The organism is Clostridium algoriphilum (assembly GCF_020443705.1).
Lineage (GTDB): Bacteria > Bacillota > Clostridia > Clostridiales > Clostridiaceae > Clostridium_AD > Clostridium_AD algoriphilum.
In genome coordinates this window covers 101,699-120,428 of the sequence record NZ_JAIZZK010000006.1, presented here as the reverse complement: position 1 = coordinate 120,428, position 18,730 = coordinate 101,699, and the positions used below count along the sequence as shown (strand labels likewise).

The 18,730-nt window shown below is 32.8% G+C and carries 18 protein-coding genes; 1 reads left to right on the top strand and 17 read right to left on the bottom strand.

The annotated features are described in order from the left end of the window. Nucleotides 1-153: 153 nt before the first annotated feature. Complete coding sequence (locus LGK95_RS07460; protein ID WP_226123747.1) at nucleotides 154-1,125, bottom strand: substrate-binding domain-containing protein; 972 nt, start codon at nucleotides 1,123-1,125, stop codon at nucleotides 154-156. A 293-nt stretch (nucleotides 1,126-1,418) separates the two neighbouring features. On the opposite strand from LGK95_RS07460, the gene LGK95_RS07455 reads away from it, so the two are divergent. Then, on the top strand, nucleotides 1,419-2,975 hold the full coding sequence (locus LGK95_RS07455) for a hypothetical protein (RefSeq protein ID WP_226123745.1): 1,557 nt from the start codon (nucleotides 1,419-1,421) through the stop codon (nucleotides 2,973-2,975). Nucleotides 2,976-3,030: 55 nt separating this feature from the next. Here the strand turns inward: LGK95_RS07455 and anfO are convergent, their stop codons facing one another. The 16 genes from anfO to LGK95_RS07375 form a co-directional block, all read right to left on the bottom strand. After that, on the bottom strand, nucleotides 3,031-3,840 hold the full coding sequence (anfO, locus tag LGK95_RS07445) for a Fe-only nitrogenase accessory protein AnfO (protein ID WP_404814411.1): 810 nt from the start codon (nucleotides 3,838-3,840) through the stop codon (nucleotides 3,031-3,033). Nucleotides 3,841-3,881: 41 nt separating this feature from the next. Further along, the gene (locus tag LGK95_RS07440) at nucleotides 3,882-4,358 is read right to left on the bottom strand and encodes a GNAT family N-acetyltransferase (protein WP_226123743.1); all 477 of its coding nucleotides are present in this window, start codon (nucleotides 4,356-4,358) and stop codon (nucleotides 3,882-3,884) included. Beyond that, nucleotides 4,355-5,443 carry a FecCD family ABC transporter permease gene (locus tag LGK95_RS07435; RefSeq protein ID WP_226123741.1) on the bottom strand — a complete coding sequence of 363 codons (1,089 nt, stop codon included), beginning with the start codon at nucleotides 5,441-5,443 and terminating at the stop codon, nucleotides 4,355-4,357. Before LGK95_RS07435 ends, LGK95_RS07440 begins: the two co-directional genes overlap by 4 nt. Before the next feature lie 41 nt (nucleotides 5,444-5,484). Continuing rightward, entirely contained in the window at nucleotides 5,485-6,267 is a 783-nt protein-coding gene (locus LGK95_RS07430; RefSeq protein ID WP_226123739.1) for an ABC transporter ATP-binding protein, read from the bottom strand. Nucleotides 6,268-6,338: 71 nt separating this feature from the next. After that, complete coding sequence (locus LGK95_RS07425; protein ID WP_226123737.1) at nucleotides 6,339-7,427, bottom strand: ABC transporter substrate-binding protein; 1,089 nt, start codon at nucleotides 7,425-7,427, stop codon at nucleotides 6,339-6,341. Between the two features lie 44 nt (nucleotides 7,428-7,471). Then, nucleotides 7,472-8,575: an ABC transporter substrate-binding protein gene (locus LGK95_RS07420; protein WP_226123735.1), complete on the bottom strand. Its 1,104-nt coding sequence runs from the start codon at nucleotides 8,573-8,575 to the stop codon at nucleotides 7,472-7,474. Between the two features lie 29 nt (nucleotides 8,576-8,604). Then, nucleotides 8,605-8,730, bottom strand: coding sequence for a hypothetical protein (locus tag LGK95_RS22360; RefSeq protein WP_264174496.1), 126 nt, complete (start codon nucleotides 8,728-8,730; stop codon nucleotides 8,605-8,607). A 37-nt stretch (nucleotides 8,731-8,767) separates the two neighbouring features. Beyond that, nucleotides 8,768-9,634 carry a beta/alpha barrel domain-containing protein gene (locus LGK95_RS07415; RefSeq protein ID WP_226123733.1) on the bottom strand — a complete coding sequence of 289 codons (867 nt, stop codon included), beginning with the start codon at nucleotides 9,632-9,634 and terminating at the stop codon, nucleotides 8,768-8,770. Nucleotides 9,635-9,664: 30 nt separating this feature from the next. After that, nucleotides 9,665-10,741, bottom strand: a complete 1,077-nt coding sequence (locus LGK95_RS07410) for a homocitrate synthase/isopropylmalate synthase family protein (protein WP_226123731.1) — start codon at nucleotides 10,739-10,741, stop codon at nucleotides 9,665-9,667. Between the two features lie 94 nt (nucleotides 10,742-10,835). Further along, nucleotides 10,836-12,107, bottom strand: coding sequence for a nitrogenase cofactor biosynthesis protein NifB (gene nifB / locus LGK95_RS07405; RefSeq protein WP_226123729.1), 1,272 nt, complete (start codon nucleotides 12,105-12,107; stop codon nucleotides 10,836-10,838). 41 nt (nucleotides 12,108-12,148) lie between these two features. Then, nucleotides 12,149-13,486 (bottom strand): nitrogenase component 1, encoded by a 1,338-nt coding sequence (locus LGK95_RS07400; RefSeq protein WP_226123727.1) that lies wholly within the window; start codon nucleotides 13,484-13,486, stop codon nucleotides 12,149-12,151. Next, nucleotides 13,471-14,997 carry a nitrogenase component 1 gene (locus LGK95_RS07395; RefSeq protein WP_226123725.1) on the bottom strand — a complete coding sequence of 509 codons (1,527 nt, stop codon included), beginning with the start codon at nucleotides 14,995-14,997 and terminating at the stop codon, nucleotides 13,471-13,473. The genes LGK95_RS07400 and LGK95_RS07395 overlap by 16 nt, the downstream gene beginning before the upstream one ends. An 88-nt stretch (nucleotides 14,998-15,085) precedes the next feature. Then, entirely contained in the window at nucleotides 15,086-16,471 is a 1,386-nt protein-coding gene (locus LGK95_RS07390; protein ID WP_226123723.1) for a nitrogenase component 1, read from the bottom strand. Nucleotides 16,472-16,543: 72 nt separating this feature from the next. Then, nucleotides 16,544-16,882 carry a Fe-only/vanadium nitrogenase subunit delta gene (locus LGK95_RS07385; protein ID WP_226123722.1) on the bottom strand — a complete coding sequence of 113 codons (339 nt, stop codon included), beginning with the start codon at nucleotides 16,880-16,882 and terminating at the stop codon, nucleotides 16,544-16,546. A 1-nt stretch (nucleotide 16,883) separates the two neighbouring features. Continuing rightward, complete coding sequence (gene vnfD, locus LGK95_RS07380) at nucleotides 16,884-18,275, bottom strand: nitrogenase vanadium-iron protein, alpha chain (RefSeq protein WP_226123720.1); 1,392 nt, start codon at nucleotides 18,273-18,275, stop codon at nucleotides 16,884-16,886. 68 nt (nucleotides 18,276-18,343) lie between these two features. After that, the gene (locus LGK95_RS07375; protein ID WP_226123718.1) at nucleotides 18,344-18,727 is read right to left on the bottom strand and encodes a P-II family nitrogen regulator; all 384 of its coding nucleotides are present in this window, start codon (nucleotides 18,725-18,727) and stop codon (nucleotides 18,344-18,346) included. Between the last annotated feature and the right edge of the window lie 3 nt (nucleotides 18,728-18,730).

Here is an 18,730-nt window from a genome sequence, read left to right as displayed (position 1 = left end):
TTCTTCCGTACTATTAATGACAGAATAGTCTATTAGTTAACTTTACATATTTAAAAATTTTTAACTACAAATTTAAAGGATAGAAGTTTTGGTTTTTCACCATTGCTTCTATCCTTTTTAGCACTATGTTTAATTGCATCTCCTAGAAAATTATTATCTCTGCGTTACTATTTTTCCAGTATCACTCATATCATATCCCCCTATTCCACGCAGTTCTTCTTGAAATTCTTTTGAATTAAGAATTTCTAATATTGCTTTAAAAGGAGGTTTATTTATATCATCTTTTTTAATAACTAAATCATATCTCTCCTTTTGCCTAGGTATAAATTGAACATATTGAACCTGAAGAGCAGCCTTTTCATTTCCTACAGCTACATCAGCATCGCCCCGTGCAACAGCACTAGCTGCTGCTAAATGTGATAAAGCTTCATTTTCATATCCATTAATTGACTGCCATGGTATTTCAAGTTTACATAAGTACTCATCTATTAAAACACGCACTCCGCAACCTTTTTCTCTGTTGATCATTAAAACATCTGGTCTAGCTAAATCCTCCCATGTAGTAATGTTTTTGGGATTTCCCTTAGCCACATAAAAACCCTGCATGCGACACACTAAATGTACAATAACACAAGGCACTCCTGGAAGTATCCGCCTTACATAAGGAATATTGTAAACCCCCGTATCTGCATCCAATAAATGCGCGGTAGCAATATTCACATTTCCCCTATATAGCTCAACAAGACCATTGTAGCTTCCTATATAACATCTAAGCGCTTGAAGTCCATTAGGATGTTGTTCTAAGTGCCTTGTTAATACATCCAAAAGAATGTCTTGCCCACATATTATAAAATCACTTTTATAGTTTGAATTTGGCAAAGATGTTCTTGAATTTAACAAAGAAATATTTGAATTATTCGTTTTTTCTAAACTAGTGCGTGTAGGTTTAGTATTCGTTCTACTTTTATTCTTGTACTCTTCAATATCAATTGCATCTATACGGACCTTTCTACCTACTCTATAGGAAGGAAGTTCCCCTCTTTTAATTAATTCATATACTGTATTTTTAGAAATATTTAAAATTTGTGCAACTTCCTGAGTTGTTAGACCTGAGTTTGCTTCCATAATAAACAATTCTCCTTTCGACTTTTCCGAAAAACAATTACTTCAATAACTTTATTATGTGATATATTTCGAAATATTACAAGTACTGTCTAATCTGTCTAATAGTATTTATTTTATAATAAATGAAATTTCACACAATTATGTTATTGATTTATCTTAAAAATTGCATTATAATATGTTTATATACAATTTCATTACGTTTAATACAATTCTACCATAATTATATACTAAGTGATACAATAAATAAATAATTAACATAATTAAAATTTACTATCAAAGGAGGCATTCCATAAGTGGAATTAGTTAAAGAAGATTTAGATCAAATAAATTTAACTATAGAAAGTTTTTCAAGAATGATAGGTGAAACTTGGAATGTCTCTCCAAATATTCTTGAAAATTATATATTAGCTAATGTTAGTATTGCGATGATCAGAAACTCTGAAATAAAAAAAGATATTAATAGGTTATATCTTCTTGATGAAATTAAGTATTATGAAGCTATTAAAATGTCTTCTTGTACCAATCATGTTATTATGACACAAGGTACACTCCAACAAGAAATTGAAGGAAGAAAAGCACTGGGTATCCTTTTAATTGCAGAGAAAGATTATAACCTAAGAAGTACTGTAATTAAATTATTAAGAAAATCCTATTCTGTAGTTTTTAATGCAGTTAAAAAACATGATAAAAAAGAATTAACTAAACGATATCTCCAAATGGATGAAATAACCAGAAAAACAGAAGCACGAATAGAAGCGGCAGTATATTTTTATTTTGGTATATATCGTAGTGTAGAAGAAGTTGATCAGGGGTTTTTTAAATCAATTATTGATGATATAAAAATATTTGAATTTTATGATCCAATGACAAGAGATATAACTAAAGAATTAGAGGTACACAAATTAGAAATACAAGAAATTAAAGCAACGCTCAAGAGAGAATATGGTAAAATAAATAGCTTTAAAGATATTTTAAATAGCGATATCCATCATATTGAAGAATTAGGTGGAATCCTAGAAAACATGTTCATTATTAATAAATTTGATATAAATCACCTCTTCTCAGATTCGAATTTCCTGAATATCGATGAGATACTATTAGCCTATATAAAAAGAGGCAATAAAATTTCAGATCCTAAAGTAATAATTGAATCTGTTGTAAATGGTATTTTTATAAAATCTTTAATTAATGAATATAAAAAAACTAGAGACTTATATTTTGAGAGTAATCAACAAACGTTACTTATTAAAGTAACTTCTTTAGAGAAAAACTTAAATACTGTCAAAGAAGCAAATAAAAGCATTTCAACTAAGCTAAACACTTTTAATCAGCAAAATACAAACTTCGAAGAGAATTTAAATAATCAAATAAATAAATTAAACAAAACACATAATTCCCAAGTAGTCGAAATGCAAAACAAAATTAATAATCTTGAAAAGCAATTATCGGAAGAGAAAAAATATAGAAATGAATTGAATGTTTTACGAGAATATGTATTTAAAGTAAATAATGATTATATTCCATCAACTTCAGCAAATACATTAGCTGATTATATTGGAAATAACAAGATTATCATCATCGGTGGAGCTAAAGAATGGAGAAGAAAATTCAGGGGAAAATATCCGGAACTTAGATCTTTACACGGCTTCAATGAAAATTTTGATTTTAGTGTTTTAGCAAATTATGATTATGTGTTTTTCTATTCTGGTTATATGAATCATGCTACTTATTATAAGGCTATGAGCTTTATAAGAAATAATCAGATTAAATTCGGTTATATAGGAAAGACAAATATGGACTTGGTAGAGCAAGAAATTATTGATGAATTAGAAAAAAGCAGCCTAAATTAATGCAGAAACAAAATATTTAAAAACAGGTCGCCTATAATTTTAAGGCGACCTGTTTCTAATTATTTAATCCATAAATTAATTGATCAAGATTAACACCATGCACATTAGCTGCTTTTTCTAAAGTTTCAAATTTTACTGAAAGACATCCTGTACACTCCATTCCAAAATCCATTAGAACATGTATTTTTTCAGGATTATTTCTAAGGATTTTTCCAATAGTCATATCTTTTGTTATCATTTTGCCAATAACATCCTTAGAATAAACCCTTACCTTAACAGTTCCTTCATTTATCTTTTCAATCTCTGATCTTAAATTCAGTTTATTAAACTCCCCTTCAAACCAATGTGGAACATGACGGCAAATTATTTCAAGTTCATTGAAAGTAGTGTTATAAATGAAAGGCAGGAGTATTTGTTTGGTGGTTAAGTTCGAATTATTTTGCATCTCTGTTTTCATATCAATAAAATAGTTTCCTTCCTTACCACTTCTTATAGGGGTAGGTATAATTTCCGGTTTCTGTTTATTAAGCTTCTCCTCTTCCTCACCTTTAAATACAAGTTCTAAAAAATTCTCTGGTGCTCCGTCTACCTTCCAAATATTGAATCCCATGCCATCAAGAACTGTATATGGTATTCCTTTAACACCACGTGCTACAAAAACCTTACAATCACCAAGAGCACTTGCCATGGTTTTAACATTATCCCGAATTATTTCTGAACTCATTAAATCGTTACTCTCAAAATCTACTTCTTTAATTATTTTCCATTCTTCTTTTTCCTTTATATAAACACTAATTGTACCACTTTGATTTAAAGATATTGTTTTGCCATCCTCACCAATAAAAACTGCAATTTTCATACCCATATTTTTCTTCCTCCTCTTAATTTTTTAAAATAGTTATTATCTTATTTACTATTTCCAGCAGTTGGTCTTATACCATCAAGCGATATAGTGTATCTTACAAATCCATCTATAGAACAAAATTTATCATAAAGAGCCCTCGCCGTAGTATTTCCTTGACGAGTCATCCAATAAATTTTCGTCCAATTATGTTCATGGCCCATGTTAATTAGATTCTGGATCATCAACTTTGCAGCACCACGTCCTCTATATTTAGGTATAACAAATAAATCATCCATTAGGCAAGCAAACCCATTGCTCCAAGTATAGGAGTGAAGAACATAGTTAGCGAAACCTATAGTTTCACTGTTATAAATGGCAACAAGTGCACCTATTGGAGTTACTGGATCAATTATACGAGCCCAGGTTGACGCAGTAATACTTTCAGGTACCTCTGCACCGTAAAATTCATTATAGTTTAACCACATTTCTGTCCATTCTGTTTCATCATTATCATTTGCTAGTCTAATTTCAATCTTCAAACCCAACCCTTCCTTCCTTTTAACAATAGATATATAAAGAACGGTGCCCCAATAATTGAAGTTAATATCCCAAGTGGTATCTCAGTTACAAAAATACAACGAGCTATATTGTCTACCACCAACATAAATATACCTCCAATAAGTAAAGAAGTTGGCAAAAGCACCTTGTAATTGGGTCCCACTATTAATCTAGCTATATGGGGTATTATAAGCCCTACCCAACCTATCATGCCACTTACTGATACTGAAGCCGCCGTCAAAAGAGTGGCACATAGTATGAATATCAAACGAAGTTTACCAGTATCGATCCCCATAGCCTGAGCCTCTTCCTCCCCAAAGGAAAGAACATTAATCTTATAACGCAATAGATAAAGTGGAACTATGGCTATAGATAATGGAATTAGTAACACTATTACTTGATTTGATGTAACTGATGATAGTCCTCCCATTAACCAAAAAGTAATAGCAGGCAGTTTACTCTCTGGGTCAGCTACATATTTAGTTATTGAGGTGAACGCTGAGAATAGATTAGACACTACCATACCCGTAAGTACCAATATCATAACGACATTATTGTTGCGACCTATTATTTTACTTAAAATATAACTTAGAAACACCGCACATAGGCTGAATATAAAGGCTGTTATTTGAATTCCAACATTGCCAAAAGACATTAATATAGCCATAGCAGCACCAAAACCAGCTCCAGCTGAAGCTCCAAGTATGTCAGGTGATACCATAGGGTTTTTAAACAATCCTTGATAAGTGGCTCCAGCGCTAGATAGCGCTGCACCCACCATAATAGCCACTAAAATTCTTGGTATACGCACATTAAAAAGAACTGTTTCAATAGTTGAAGGCCATGTTGGTGCAAGTCCAAAAACCTTTCCCGTAAAAACTTCAAACAACTCTGGCAATGATATGGTATATCTACCAAGGGTAAAAGATATCAATATTATGGCAATTAGAATAAAAATCAAACTAGTAATTATATATGGCGCTCGATTTTCTTTTGTTTTCTTTGATTTCTCTAGATTAACTTCATTAATACTCACTTCCAAAAGATTATCTTTTTCAATCTCCATAATATACCTCCCCTTGCAAATGAAATCTATAAATTTATATGTTAGCTAATTAATGGTACACAAGATTTAATTGTTTTACCTTGCTCATTTACACTACTTATTATTTTTACATTTACACCGTATGCTGATTTTAAATTTTCTTCAGTTACCACTTGTTCTACGCTTCCTACAGTAAAAATATTGTTTTTCTGTAATAGTGCAACTTTAGTTGAACAAAGAAAAGCATGATCTGGGAAATGTGAAGTCATAATTATTCCTATTCCCATTTTTGCAAGCTTATTAATTTGTTCAAGCACTTTAACTTGATTTCCAAAGTCTAAATTTGAGGTTGGCTCATCCATTACCAATATTTCGCTTTGTTGAGTAAGTGCCCTTGCAATTAAGATCATTTGCCTCTCACCGCCACTAAGTTCAGTGTAGATACGATGTTTCAAAAATGAAACATCCAAAGTTTCTAGTGCTTCCTCCGCGATTTTTACATCTGCTTTAGATGGTGATGAAAACATTCCCAAATGAGCAGTGCGACCCATTGTTACTACATCTAATACGTTATAGGGAAAGGAAGGAATATGTGCTTGTGGAACATAACCAATAGCCATTGCCAATTTCTTTTTAGAAAAGTTTTGTATATCCTGATCATTCAAAGTAATTTTTCCACTCATTAATTTTAAAAAGCCTAAAATTGTTTTAAATAAAGTAGTTTTACCCACACCATTTGGACCCAATAAACATAATATCTCTCCAGATTCTACTTTAACAGATATTCCATCTACCACAACTTTTGACCCATATCCACAAACAGCCTTTTTTATTTCAAGTTTCATAACTATTCACCCCCGTATAATAAATACTACAAATGCGCACTCATATTAATCATAGTAGTAGTTCATTTTATCTATTTCATTTCCTCGTGAATTTGTGTATCAATTATTGATTTAGACAAATAAACCTTTGAATAAAAGGTTTTTACCTCTTTATTAATGTCTAAGTTTATTTTTTTTGGATATAAAACATTTGCTGTCCATTCGAGTCCCATTAAGGACTGAATTCTATCTAACATTTCATATTTTAAGGTTGCATATACACGTTTATTTTTTACAGCATCTATATTTTTCCATTCTGAACTTGAGAGTATCTCATAACGTGCCTTTGCTGTTTTCGCTATAATTACATCAGGATTCCAAGTAAGTACTTCCTCCATAGAAGGAGTTACACTCTCATTCTCTTCATCTGCTTTTGAAGTTGAAATTGTGTCATAAAGATTAATTCCTCCAGCCATCCTTATTATTGATGCCATTATAGTCTTAGATCCAACAGTTGTATTAATTTGTGGCTGAGCATAATATACCTTTAACTTATCCTTTTCAGGAATTTTAGATGTTATGTCTGTAACCTTAGCCATAGTGCTATGCCAATAATCTGCTAGTTCATTTCCCTCTTTTTCATTACCTACCAGTTTTCCAATTAATCTCCAAGATTCTTCATAATCAGTAAGACTGTTCTTTGAGGCTGCAACTACAGGAGCTGAATAATTAGTTTGTTCCTTATCAAGATTTACATCCTTCTTTAAAGATATAATAATATCAGGTTTTATCATTAGCATTTGTTCTGTTTCCATATCTCCAGTGTTAAAAGTTCCTGTTATAGGAAGACCTTTAAGTCTTTTAACCTCTTGCTCAGGCATAAACAATAATCTATCCTTAAATTGATTATCAATACTCACCATTTTTTTTGGTGCCAATCTCCAGACCATATGTGAAGGAATTGGGTGTATGCAACTAATTTTATTTACTTCTTTCGGAATATTGATTTTACGTCCAGCCATATCTGTGATGACAATGTCTTTCTTTATCTCCGATGTGGTTTTCACTTGAATATTTTTACTTTTCTCACTACATCCTGAAAAAGATATTAATATTACTAGTAACATTGCTGAAGCTCTACACATATACGTGGCAGATTTTTTACTTTTCATATTATTCATTTTCCTTTCTTCATATGAATTCCTTTGAATTCAAAATTTTTCAATTATGAAGTAGCATGGTTTAATAATTCTTTTAAATCTTCATCTGTTAGCGTATAGTTATAAAATAACTTATAAAAGTCTTTGAATTCTTTACTCATGTCTATCTCTACATATCCTGGATATAACATATTTGAAAGCCATTGAACTCCAAGAACTCTTACAGCAGAAGGAGGACGATCAACTAAGTTAAAAGGTAGCGCTGGAATTTTATAATATTTATTGTTTTTTACCGCATTAATTTTTGTCCAATTCTGATCCTCACTAACACTTGAATATAGTTTTCCTTTAGCGGCAGTTGCACCTTCTAAAATCACATCTGGATTCCAAGACATAACTTGCTCCATTGATACAGTTGCCATGGATCCTATCTTTGCTTCAGCTATATCTGCCACATTTTTAGCACCAGCAATATCTAAAACTTCTGTATGTATATTTCCAGAAATATCAGTTTGAAGCCAACTTGCTCCCTCTGCATAATACACATTAACTTTTTTATCCTCTGGAATCTTTTTCACCATAGCCTTTACATTAGCCAAAGCTTTTTTAGAATAGTCAGAAAGTTCCTTTGCTCTTTTCTGTTCACCAAGACATTCGCCCAAAAATGTATATACTTTCTCAGTATCCTCAAGATTAGCAGATACCATTACAACTGGAATTTTTAGTTGTTTCTGAATTTCATCAGCTGCATAAGGCTGATCTTCCTCTGAGCAGACAATTAAATCTGGCTTTATTTTAAGGATAGATTCATAATCAATCTTTTTATCAGAAGTGGTTCCAACTACTGGGAGTTTATAATATTTTTCATCTATATACTTTTTTGCAGCATCTTTTAGCTCAAAGCTCAAACCGGCGAGTTTGTCTGGCGCAATAGTATATATGTCAACAGTGGTGTTATTACTAAGAGATAATACCTTGTTTACACTCTTTGGTATAGTTACCTTTCTACCCTTCATATCCGTAACTACATGAGTCATAGTTTTAGAATTATTTGCTGATGAAGTATTAACAGATTTTGTACATCCAGTTAAATTTGCGAGTACTACAATTGTACAAATTAATTTAATAATGGTTGTCCTATCTAAAATTCCATTGCGTTTTTTTATCATTTTCCTACACTTCCTCTTTAAACTTTTTTTTATAATTTCATAGTATAGTAATAATAAAATATCTCCTCATCTAAATCAAAATCTTCGGTATACGAACAATCTATATCCTTACTAATTGTGAAATATGATAAGAATTTCTTGATAGAATTCAACAAAGACTCCACCTCCTCACTAGATATAAATTTCAGCAATTTATTTGAATTTATTCCTATTTATATATCCAACTATAGGCTTATATGGAAATAGCGGCCTTGCACTGGCTTTAGCTACTATATCAGATAAATTTGCTAAAACATGAAGATCTATTCCACAGTTATAGTTATAAAGTTTTGATAATGAAGTTACTACCTCTTCTAAAGGTGCATTGCCAGCTTTCTCTCCAAGTCCATCTAGAGTAACGCTAGAATAAGCTACCCCTGCTTTAAAAGCTGCTAGAGTGTTTGCTGTCGCTAACCCAAAATCATTATGGCCATGGAATTCAATAGGAATAGGGCACCTCCTTGCCAAATCACTTAAACTAGATAAAGTTTTAAAAGGATCCAAACAACCAACAGTATCTGCAAACCTAATTCGCATAGTGCCGTACTTTGCTGCAACATCAGCGAAGCGAAGGAAAAACTCCGGATCAGCTCTAGAGCAATCCTCTGCACCAACAATAATAGAACATCCGTAACTTTTAACTAGATCTAAGGCTTTTTCTAACCTTCCTAAAACCCATTCACGATTTTTTTTTAATTTTTGAAAAATATGAAAATCAGATACAGGAAGTGATATATGAATACAAGAAAAACCACAATTAATAGATGCACGAATATCATTTGAATTTGCGCGATTCCAAGCAATCAGTGTTGCTTTTAATGGTAAATCTAATAGTAATTTCAATGTATTTCGCTCCCTCTCTCCCATTGCGGGTGTACCCGCTTCAATCCAAGTAACACCTGCCTTATCAAGTGCAGTTGCAATGTTTATTGTTTCCTCTTCAGAGAAAACAACACCTGCAGACTGTTCGCCATCTCGCAGTGTAGTATCTACAATTTGAAACTTCGAATTGGAATTCATATTTAATCCTCCCCCCTTATATCTAATTATTTATCCAAGCATTTGATGTTGTTTTTTATATAATTGTTTAAGTTGATAATCTGATAATGCACTTTTTTGATCTATCGCAAGTTCTTTAACCTTGGCTAGCACTTCCCTTGCCTCTAATTGACTTAAATTCAAATTCCACTGAAGAAATTTAAATTTAATAGAAGCCATGCCTGAATGTTTTCCAATTATTATTTGCCTAGTTAACCCTACTTCTTCAGGCTTAATTGCTTCATATAAATAAGGATTTTTAGATATTCCATCAACATGAATCCCTGACTCATGAGCAAAAATATTATTACCAATGATAGCCTTATCCACAGACAACGTTAATCCCATATAACTTAATATCTCAGAGCAATCAAAGGCTAATGAATATCCACTAGTTACCTGTCCCTGTTTCCACAAATGCTTAAGTGTCATCAAAACTTCTTCCATTGCGGCATTTCCACATAAACCTACCCCTCCAACTGCTGTACCTATATAGTTTATATCAGCTCTAAATGCTGCTAGACTATTTGAGGTAGCTAACCCTAAACCATTATTACCTATAAATTCAAGAGGGCAAGGTGCCACCTTTTTAAGTTGCTTTAAATTTTCAAAAGTCCTAAACGGATCCATATTACTGTTCTTATCCTTATAAATTAATCTTTTAACTCCATATTTCACAACTATAGGCCAATACAATTCTATTTCACTGCTTTCAAATTCAGAGGCATTTTCAATACATAGATAGATTTCCTTAGCAAAAGCTTTAGCTTCAACTAAAGCTGAGAAAAGCTGAACTAAAGATAGATTTCCAATATGATGTTCCCAAGTTATTACTACCTTGGAAAAACCTATTTCTTTAGCTAAAGCCATTTCTTCACCTGAAGTATTAACAACACAACGCACTAATTCCAATATATCTGCTTGTCCTAATATGCAACAACTATTTTCCCAATATTTTAAATACACATCTACTGCTTCTACAGGATATTTTTGCATTTTTTTTATCATTAACTTAATATTACTAATTCCAATTCCTAATCTTAGAGCTTCATTTACAGTTTGATCAATTACCCTAACTATAGCTTCCATCTTTAAATCACCTCCCTCTAAAAATCATTAATTATATAATAAAAAATTTATAATTCAATTTTAACTTTCGAACTAAAGTAAATGGAAACAATTATTAATTTATCAATTCCTTTTGAACCAACTTCAAACCCTGTTCAATTGTATACCAATATATAACGCTTCGTATTCCTCGCTCCAGTAGCTTTTTCTCGGCATAATCTCCAATTCTCAAAGTAAGAACAGCATCACAATCAGCAATTGAATCAACCGCAGCCTCCCTGCGAGCTTCCTCTTCATCACATTCCTCATTCCCTAGACAGTATTTATCCGCCTGCCTTGTTTCAATGAATTTAAAATCTAAACCATTTATTTCATAAATCATAAACTCTTTAGCATGACCATAATGCAAATCTACAAGTCTACCATTCTTAGATGTTACTGCAACTTTTATTTTTTTTACATTTTGCTGATTTTCAACTACTTCCAATACTTCCTCTTTTAAAGCCTTATTTGAGAATTCTTGTGAACGATCCTCACCAAGTAATCCAATTGCATCCGCCCTACATTGTTTACAATGGCGCATTTGCCGAACATCCAATTCACATATATCTCTCATTTTTATTAAGTTCTTCATATTAGTTTGAGGATGATTTTCAAAAACGCTTCCTTGTGCAGGTATTAATGGCATAATATTTATAATATAAACTCCAAGTTCCTTCATCTTTTTAACAACCTCAGGTATGTGCTGATCATTAATTCCCTCAAGCATTACAATATTTATTTTTACAATAATTCCTTGACTAGTTAATAATTCAATACCTTTTAATTGATTCTCTAATAACAATTTTGCTCCCAATTCTCCAACGTATTGCTTACCCTTATAATTAACATATTTATATATTTTTGCACCAATCTTGCTATCTAAACAATTTACAGTTACTGTAACATGTGTTACACCTAATTGAATAATCTCCTGTGCGTATTCAGGTAACATTAAACCATTGGTTGAGAGACAAAATACTATATCAGAATTTTCCGTTCTAATTAATTCTATAGATTTCTTAGTATTATCCCAATTATCCAAGGCATCTCCAGGTCCCGCAATACCTGCTACGGAAAGTTGTCCGATTTTTTCTTTTACTCTATCAAACTTTATTTTAGCTTCTTTAGGTGTAAGTATTTCACTAGTAACACCAGGCCGGCTTTCATTTACACAGTCGAATTTTCTATTACAATAATTACAACTAATATTGCAATTAGACGCAACAGGCAAATGCATTCTAGCAAATTTATTGTGAGCATCAAAAGAATAACAAGGATGCCTATTTGTTTTTTCTAACATAATGTCTGAAATCTTATTCTCCGTTTTTGAGCAATTGCAATCCATAATTTTCACCTCAACTTTTTAAGTATGTTTCTATGCTTTACCTAACACTCTTTCCAATTTATTTCTTTTGAACGAAATGCACGTTCCCAATCATTTGCAAAAACCTCTAAAATATTTAGCATACCTTCATATCCGAAATATTCCTTATCAACATAAACATCTCTATTTGTGGGATTTAATACATCAAAATCTATTTTTATTCCTACTTCTTCCGCTATGTATTTCTCCCAGGCTGACCCAACGACTGCATCAACCTTTATATCTGCTAATGCCTTTTTTATCTGATAACCATCAATAGAAAATGCTACTTTAGGCGAAATCCCTAGATCATCTAATTCTCTCTCAAGGATCTTTTGTGATTCTGGCATATCAGATTTAAACAACAATAATTCAGGAATCATCTCAAGTTCCTCAAAAAGCATTCTCACAAGACCAATTCCAATGGTGGCATCTGCAGATATTGCAACTCTACAATTACGATATCTTGGAATAATCATTAATGCTCTCTTTCGAAGAATTTCAACAACAAATTCCTCACCTTTTTCTATTATTTGCTGTACCTTTTCCTCAACATCAAAATATTTTCCAAGTGCTGTTAGCCACCCAGTTGTATTTTTCATACCTATCGGTAGTGGAATATCTGCAAGAATTAAAGGTATTCCATGTATATCCTGCATCTTTTGCGCAAACTTATAGCCGACATCATGACTTAAAAGAATATTTGCAGATGCTATGCCTGCAACTTCTAGTTCACTTAAAGATGTATTATGAGCTATTACGCATTGTACATTAATACCTAAATATTCTAATATTCTACTAACCCATTTTAAATCTGCCCACCAAGTAGGATTTAAATTTGCCTGAGGAGCTATAATATTAACAGTTTTAACTTCTTTTGATTCTTCTTTTTTTATAAATGGGAATAAAGCTTCAAGACCTATATCCATGCCATCATAACTATTGCCTCTAAAACCACCTGCCATGATAGGTATTAGTTTTGCACTAATTTCTGGCTGCATATTTTTGCATATAGCATTTATATCTTCACCAATAATATCCGCTGAGCATGTTCCAACCACAAACATGACCTTAGTTTTAAATGCAACGTCGGCCTCTTTTATCATATCTTGTAATTTTTGCGTTGCTCCCATTATAATATCTGATTCAAAAAGACGAGTACATCCTATTTTTCGTTTCGTGAAATCAATTTCATGAGCATCATATGCACTAGCAACCGTTGCAGCACAGCCTTGAGGAGAATGAATCACAACACTTACATCTTCAATCCCGGCTATAATGCTAGCTACACCTTCAAGTGCACAACCTAAAACTGGATCTTTACTATACTTGCTATCTTCAAATTTTATTCGTTCATACATTTTCCTCGCCTCCTACCTGCTGAATAAACCGTGCAATCAGGTAAGTCACCTGATAATTTGGGAGTTAGTGATAAAGCAGATGCCATTCCTGCATTCTTCGGGAACACTATTCTTTTAGTTAGATAACTTCGTGGTCTAAAAGAATACTTAAACGCAGTATTTATACATTTTGCAACCTTTAACGCTCCCCTATATCCAAATCTCGGTCTATTTAATATTGCATTTAGATCCACCAACGGAATATTGGGAAAGGCTAATGAAGAACCGAAATAAACCACTGATTCTGCACTTAAGCCACCAATCAAATTCAATAGTTCATCTTCTGTTTGTTTCATAGATTCATATCTACCGAATGCAAGTGTGCCCTTTGTAATTAATATCTCTGGATCTATGCCGGTTTCTAAGAGATAATCAATACTAGTTTCCCTTGCCCCTGTGCTCCAAGGATGAAAATTAAATATTACAACGCGCATACCGAAATCTCGCTCTAACATATGAGCTATAGCTAATGATTTTACAGCATCGTGACCTTCAACTATTGCTGTTTTACCCACTAGATTCTTTTTAGTTTCTTCAAATTCAATCTTAATGTTATTATATTCCTTCTCCATTAAAGCCTTAGCTTCTTCTTCCATTCCTAAATGTTTAGCCGCACCTTCTATCCATTTTTCAGTAGCGCTTATACCATACGGAAGTATAGTCGAGTTAAGCGGAGTACCAAATTGTGATAGCATTTCTTTACCTATGACATACCCTATATCAACACATAAGCTACAATTTACTGCAACACTTGGAGCTTTCTTTAGCTCTTCTAAATTGCAATTACCAGCAATAACTGAATTAACACTGGCTCCCATACCTTCAATAAGTCTTATTAGCTCCTTTACATCGGTATCTACCTCGGTTCTTTCTGGTCCCATCTTGCCGCCTACAATATTAACGGACTTAGATAATTTAGTCTTAAGCTCTGGAGTGGGGGGCTCCATTAATTTTACTAATTCCTTAAACACCAAGTCAAAGCCACTTCGATATTCTCCCGAGAACCCTTCACAATGTACTGTCATTGTCTCAGCATTTATTTCACCTTTAAGGTCATCTACTACACTATCGATATTATCTCCGATAATTCCAGTAGCACAACTAGTTGCCACAATGATAATATCAGGTTTATATTTTTTATCTACTTCTAAAATAGCCCCTTTTAATTCTTTTTCCCCACCATAAACTATATTTTTTTCTCCTATATTTGTGCTTAAAACCGATTCATAAGGTGATCCACTATTACGGCAGTTTGTAAGCTTATATGCCTGTTTTACTCCATAAGCACAACCACTTGGACCATGTGCAATAACTATAGCATTTTTAATACCACTCAAAATCTTCATAGCGGTCCAGAATTTACAGGCACGAGTATGACTACCTTGTAGATTAGTTTTTATTTTTCCTTCCTTAGCCAATTTATAAAGCTCACCCAAATGGCCGGAAAATACAACACTATCAGAAATATCCATGACTTCTACCTCCTACCTAGACTTTTATAGATTCGGGTATGACTAACTTGTAGTCATACCCGTAAATTTTTATTTGAATTATGTTATTTTACCAAACGTTTAGTATCCATTCCCTATCTTTTTTGGCTTCCATGTCAGCAAAAATAGTATTTGCTATGGTTTCTGCTAACCACTCTGCTCCCTTATATCCTATAACAGGATATTTATATAATCCTGCTCTGTCAAAGGTCGGGAATCCAACCCTTACCATTGGTATCTTATTATCAATAGCAATATATCTACCCTTTGAGTGTCCGAGTATTAAGTCGATATCTAAGGATTTATCCTTTATTCTTCTCTCGAGTTCCCATAAATCAGCCTTACATATTACTTCAATCTCACAATTAGAATTCTCTTCTATTTCTTTAAACCTAGGATCTTTTGGATATGTCTTGTTATCATCACCTAGTAAAAGAAGTACAGGTTGCAGTTGTGCCTCTAAGCAAAACTGCGCAAGTCCTATAACTAAATCTGGATCACCATAGATAGCTACTTTCTTATCTGCAAAAAACATGTGTCCAAGATCTGCCATCGAATCAAGTGCTCTACCACGTTCTCTAACTAAAGATTCAGGTATCTTTTTCCCAGTAAGTTTACTTATATTCTTAAGAAACTCATCTGTATTTTTAATACCAATTGGCATTGAACCTATTATTGCTGGAACTTTAAACTCATCTTCCAAATACTGAGCTGTACTACCACCTTCATATTTGCATAAAGCTATGGAAGCTATAGAATTAGCCGTATCTGCAATATCTTCTATAGTTGTATTACCACAAGCAAAACCTGATTTATCAGGCATTATAGGCGCATCGAAACTTTCTGTATCCAATAATATATTTGCCTTTACGTCCATTTCTTTTAAATAACGCTTTATTAAAGATACATCTCCAGGATTAACCCAACCCGTTATAATATTCAACTTACCATTTGGTTCACTTTTTTTAGCTAGTTCTTTAACAAGTGATAAAACTCCTACATCATATCCACTTACCTGACTCCCAGAATAACTAGGTGTATGGAATGGAACAAGTATAACCTTCCGGTCAGGATAATCTTTCTTTAATATTTTATTAATTTTTACAATTGATCCTTCAATATCATCACCAATAGTTTCTACTGAACAGGTAGTAATAATAGGAATTATTCTTATATCAGGGTATCTTTTTACAAGCGTCAAAACACCCTCTTCTATTCTCATAGTGCCTCCGAATACTGCTGCATCTTCATGTAATGAGGAAGATGCAATGTCAAAGTTTTCTTTGTAGTGCTGAGCAAACATAAGTCTAACAAATGTACAACAACCTTGCCCACCATGTACCAAAGCGATACAATCTTTTATACCTATAGCAACATATTGTCCACCACATGGCTGACAGTTAAATATAGGATTAATTATACCTTGACGTTCTTTTTGATTTATTACTAAAGACATATTATCACCTCTTAATATAAATTTTATTATTAATATAGTTTTATCACTTCTACAATCCTATATTTTATTTATCTAATATTTTGGATTATCAACTTCCAAATTCAGAGATTTTGTTATAGTTATTTCAATCATTTTTGCTTTTGTGGAATTAATTAATGCTTTTCTTTGAGCATTATCCATTTCGTTTAACCATAAAAACTTACTCTTAATTTCATTAACGAAAAACTTTGCATCAGCATAAAAACAATTTTCTTTTGGAGTGTCAAGCGATACTTCTTGGCCTATTAAAAGTTCACTAGCCTGATCTAAAATACCATTTATATTTTCTTCTCTATCCCAAGTTCGTGGAGCAAATTGCCATAAATATCTTTGTTGAATAAAGGAGACTATTTCTGCAACTCTATCTTCCATTTTATAAAGCCTCCCTTATGTCTTCTTTTGATAATTTCCATAATGGAGAATAAATAGCATTGTACATGTCTTTCGCCATGTTTACAGCACCCTCAAAACCCATGTATGGTCCGTTGTGATAACCATGTCCATTAATGTACGGTATTTGTAATTTTTTAACTAACTCTCCTACTCTAGGACCTGTAAATATAACATCTGGTTTAACTTCATCTAAAATTTCGAAAAACTCAAGTTCATTACCATCATCTATATATATCGTTCCTTCACGACCTCTTGAAATTGCCTTTTCAAAGTCCTCTTGGTGACCAAATTTAGAAGACATTGCAACTACTTCCATTCCTAACTCATCTTCAAGTGTTTTTGTCCAATGCCACAACCTTGGTCCACCTGTCCATATACAAACTTTTTTACCTTTTAGTTTCTCCCTGTACCATTCTAGCTTAGGCTTATACTTTTCCACTTGCTCCGCTATAACTTTTTCTGCTTTATCCTCTATACCAAAGAATGTTCCAAGTTTTCTTAGTCCCTCTGCCACATAGTTAAAACCATAAGTATCAATATCAAGACGTGGTATATCATACTTTTTCTTTAATTCACTAGAAATATACCCTGCTGATCTTGCACAGTTAACAACATTAAGCTTTGCTCTGTGCATACCTCGAAGCTCATCATAAGTTCCATTTCCAGAAAAATGTGCTATGACTTGAATACCCATTTTATCAAAATATTTTTCTAATACTAGAGTATCTCCTTGAATATTATAATCTCCAATAAAATTTATTGTATAAGGGCTAGTAATCACAGGTTCAATCTCGCCTACCTTCTCTTTCATCCAAGCCATGTTAAATACATGATGTCCTTTTGACTGACTTACACCTGCAAACCCAGGACACTCTACACAAAATATATCAACCTCTCCGAGTTCTGCTTCGACGTCTCTCGCAACTGCCTGTATGTCATCTCCGATTAGTGCAGTAGAACAAGTTGTATAAATCATCATTCTCTTAATTTTAGGAAATTCTCTAAAAGCTTCCAAAATAGACTGTTTTAGCTTTTTCTCACCACCGAATATAACATGTTGTTCCTTCATATCTGTGGACCAAACATACTTTAACTGGAAGTTATCATTATCACTTGTATAACGTTTTGTATGCCAAGTATTGTATGCACATCCAATAGGTCCATGGATTAATTGAATTGTATCCTTAAGTGCTCCGCCAATTACTAGTTTCGCTCCGCAGAAAGCACAACCCCTCTCTGATAATGAGCCTGGAATAGTTGATATATCCGAACTTGGTAAAAAATCATTTATACTTTCCCCTGGTGCTTTAACGTAACAGTGCTTTTCTCTCTCAGGAATAGTTTGATCACATTTTAATAACTTTAATGGCATTCATGTACCTCCTTAATCTTTCTTATTTAATTACCTGCTTCGAAATGCAATATATAAAAAATACTAGATTATTGAATAGCTTCTATTCCAACTTCACCTGTTCTAACTCTAACAGCGTCATCTACAGTGGTCACAAATATTTTCCCATTTCCCGGATTACCATTTTTGTTAACCTTAATAATAGTTTTTATTATCTTTTGAACATCCATGTCTTCTACAATTATAATAAGCATTCTCTTTGGAATAAGTCTATGCTGCTCTGATAATTGTTCAGCCATTACAGGAGTAAGAATTTCACCAGATGTAACATGTTGAAATAATTCATATGCAACTTTTTTCTTTCCACGTCCCATAACTTTTTTACAAGTTATAGAGGGGAAGCCCTCTTTAAGAAGGGCATCCTTAGTTTTATTAACCATATCAATTCGAATTATAGCTGTAATTTCCTTCATTTT

Coding starts and splice junctions, on each gene's coding strand:
- LGK95_RS07460 (WP_226123747.1), bottom strand. CDS start 1,125: ATGGAAGCAAACTCAGGTCTAACAACTCAGGAAGTTGCACAAATTTTA.
- anfO (WP_404814411.1), bottom strand. CDS start 3,840: ATGGGTATGAAAATTGCAGTTTTTATTGGTGAGGATGGCAAAACAATA.
- LGK95_RS07435 (WP_226123741.1), bottom strand. CDS start 5,443: ATGGAGATTGAAAAAGATAATCTTTTGGAAGTGAGTATTAATGAAGTT.
- LGK95_RS07430 (WP_226123739.1), bottom strand. CDS start 6,267: ATGAAACTTGAAATAAAAAAGGCTGTTTGTGGATATGGGTCAAAAGTT.
- LGK95_RS07425 (WP_226123737.1), bottom strand. CDS start 7,427: ATGAATAATATGAAAAGTAAAAAATCTGCCACGTATATGTGTAGAGCT.
- LGK95_RS07420 (WP_226123735.1), bottom strand. CDS start 8,575: ATGATAAAAAAACGCAATGGAATTTTAGATAGGACAACCATTATTAAA.
- LGK95_RS07415 (WP_226123733.1), bottom strand. CDS start 9,634: ATGAATTCCAATTCGAAGTTTCAAATTGTAGATACTACACTGCGAGAT.
- LGK95_RS07410 (WP_226123731.1), bottom strand. CDS start 10,741: ATGGAAGCTATAGTTAGGGTAATTGATCAAACTGTAAATGAAGCTCTA.
- nifB (WP_226123729.1), bottom strand. CDS start 12,107: ATGGATTGCAATTGCTCAAAAACGGAGAATAAGATTTCAGACATTATG.
- LGK95_RS07400 (WP_226123727.1), bottom strand. CDS start 13,486: ATGTATGAACGAATAAAATTTGAAGATAGCAAGTATAGTAAAGATCCA.
- LGK95_RS07395 (WP_226123725.1), bottom strand. CDS start 14,997: ATGGATATTTCTGATAGTGTTGTATTTTCCGGCCATTTGGGTGAGCTT.
- LGK95_RS07390 (WP_226123723.1), bottom strand. CDS start 16,471: ATGTCTTTAGTAATAAATCAAAAAGAACGTCAAGGTATAATTAATCCT.
- LGK95_RS07385 (WP_226123722.1), bottom strand. CDS start 16,882: ATGGAAGATAGAGTTGCAGAAATAGTCTCCTTTATTCAACAAAGATAT.
- vnfD (WP_226123720.1), bottom strand. CDS start 18,275: ATGCCATTAAAGTTATTAAAATGTGATCAAACTATTCCTGAGAGAGAA.
- LGK95_RS07375 (WP_226123718.1), bottom strand. CDS start 18,727: ATGAAGGAAATTACAGCTATAATTCGAATTGATATGGTTAATAAAACT.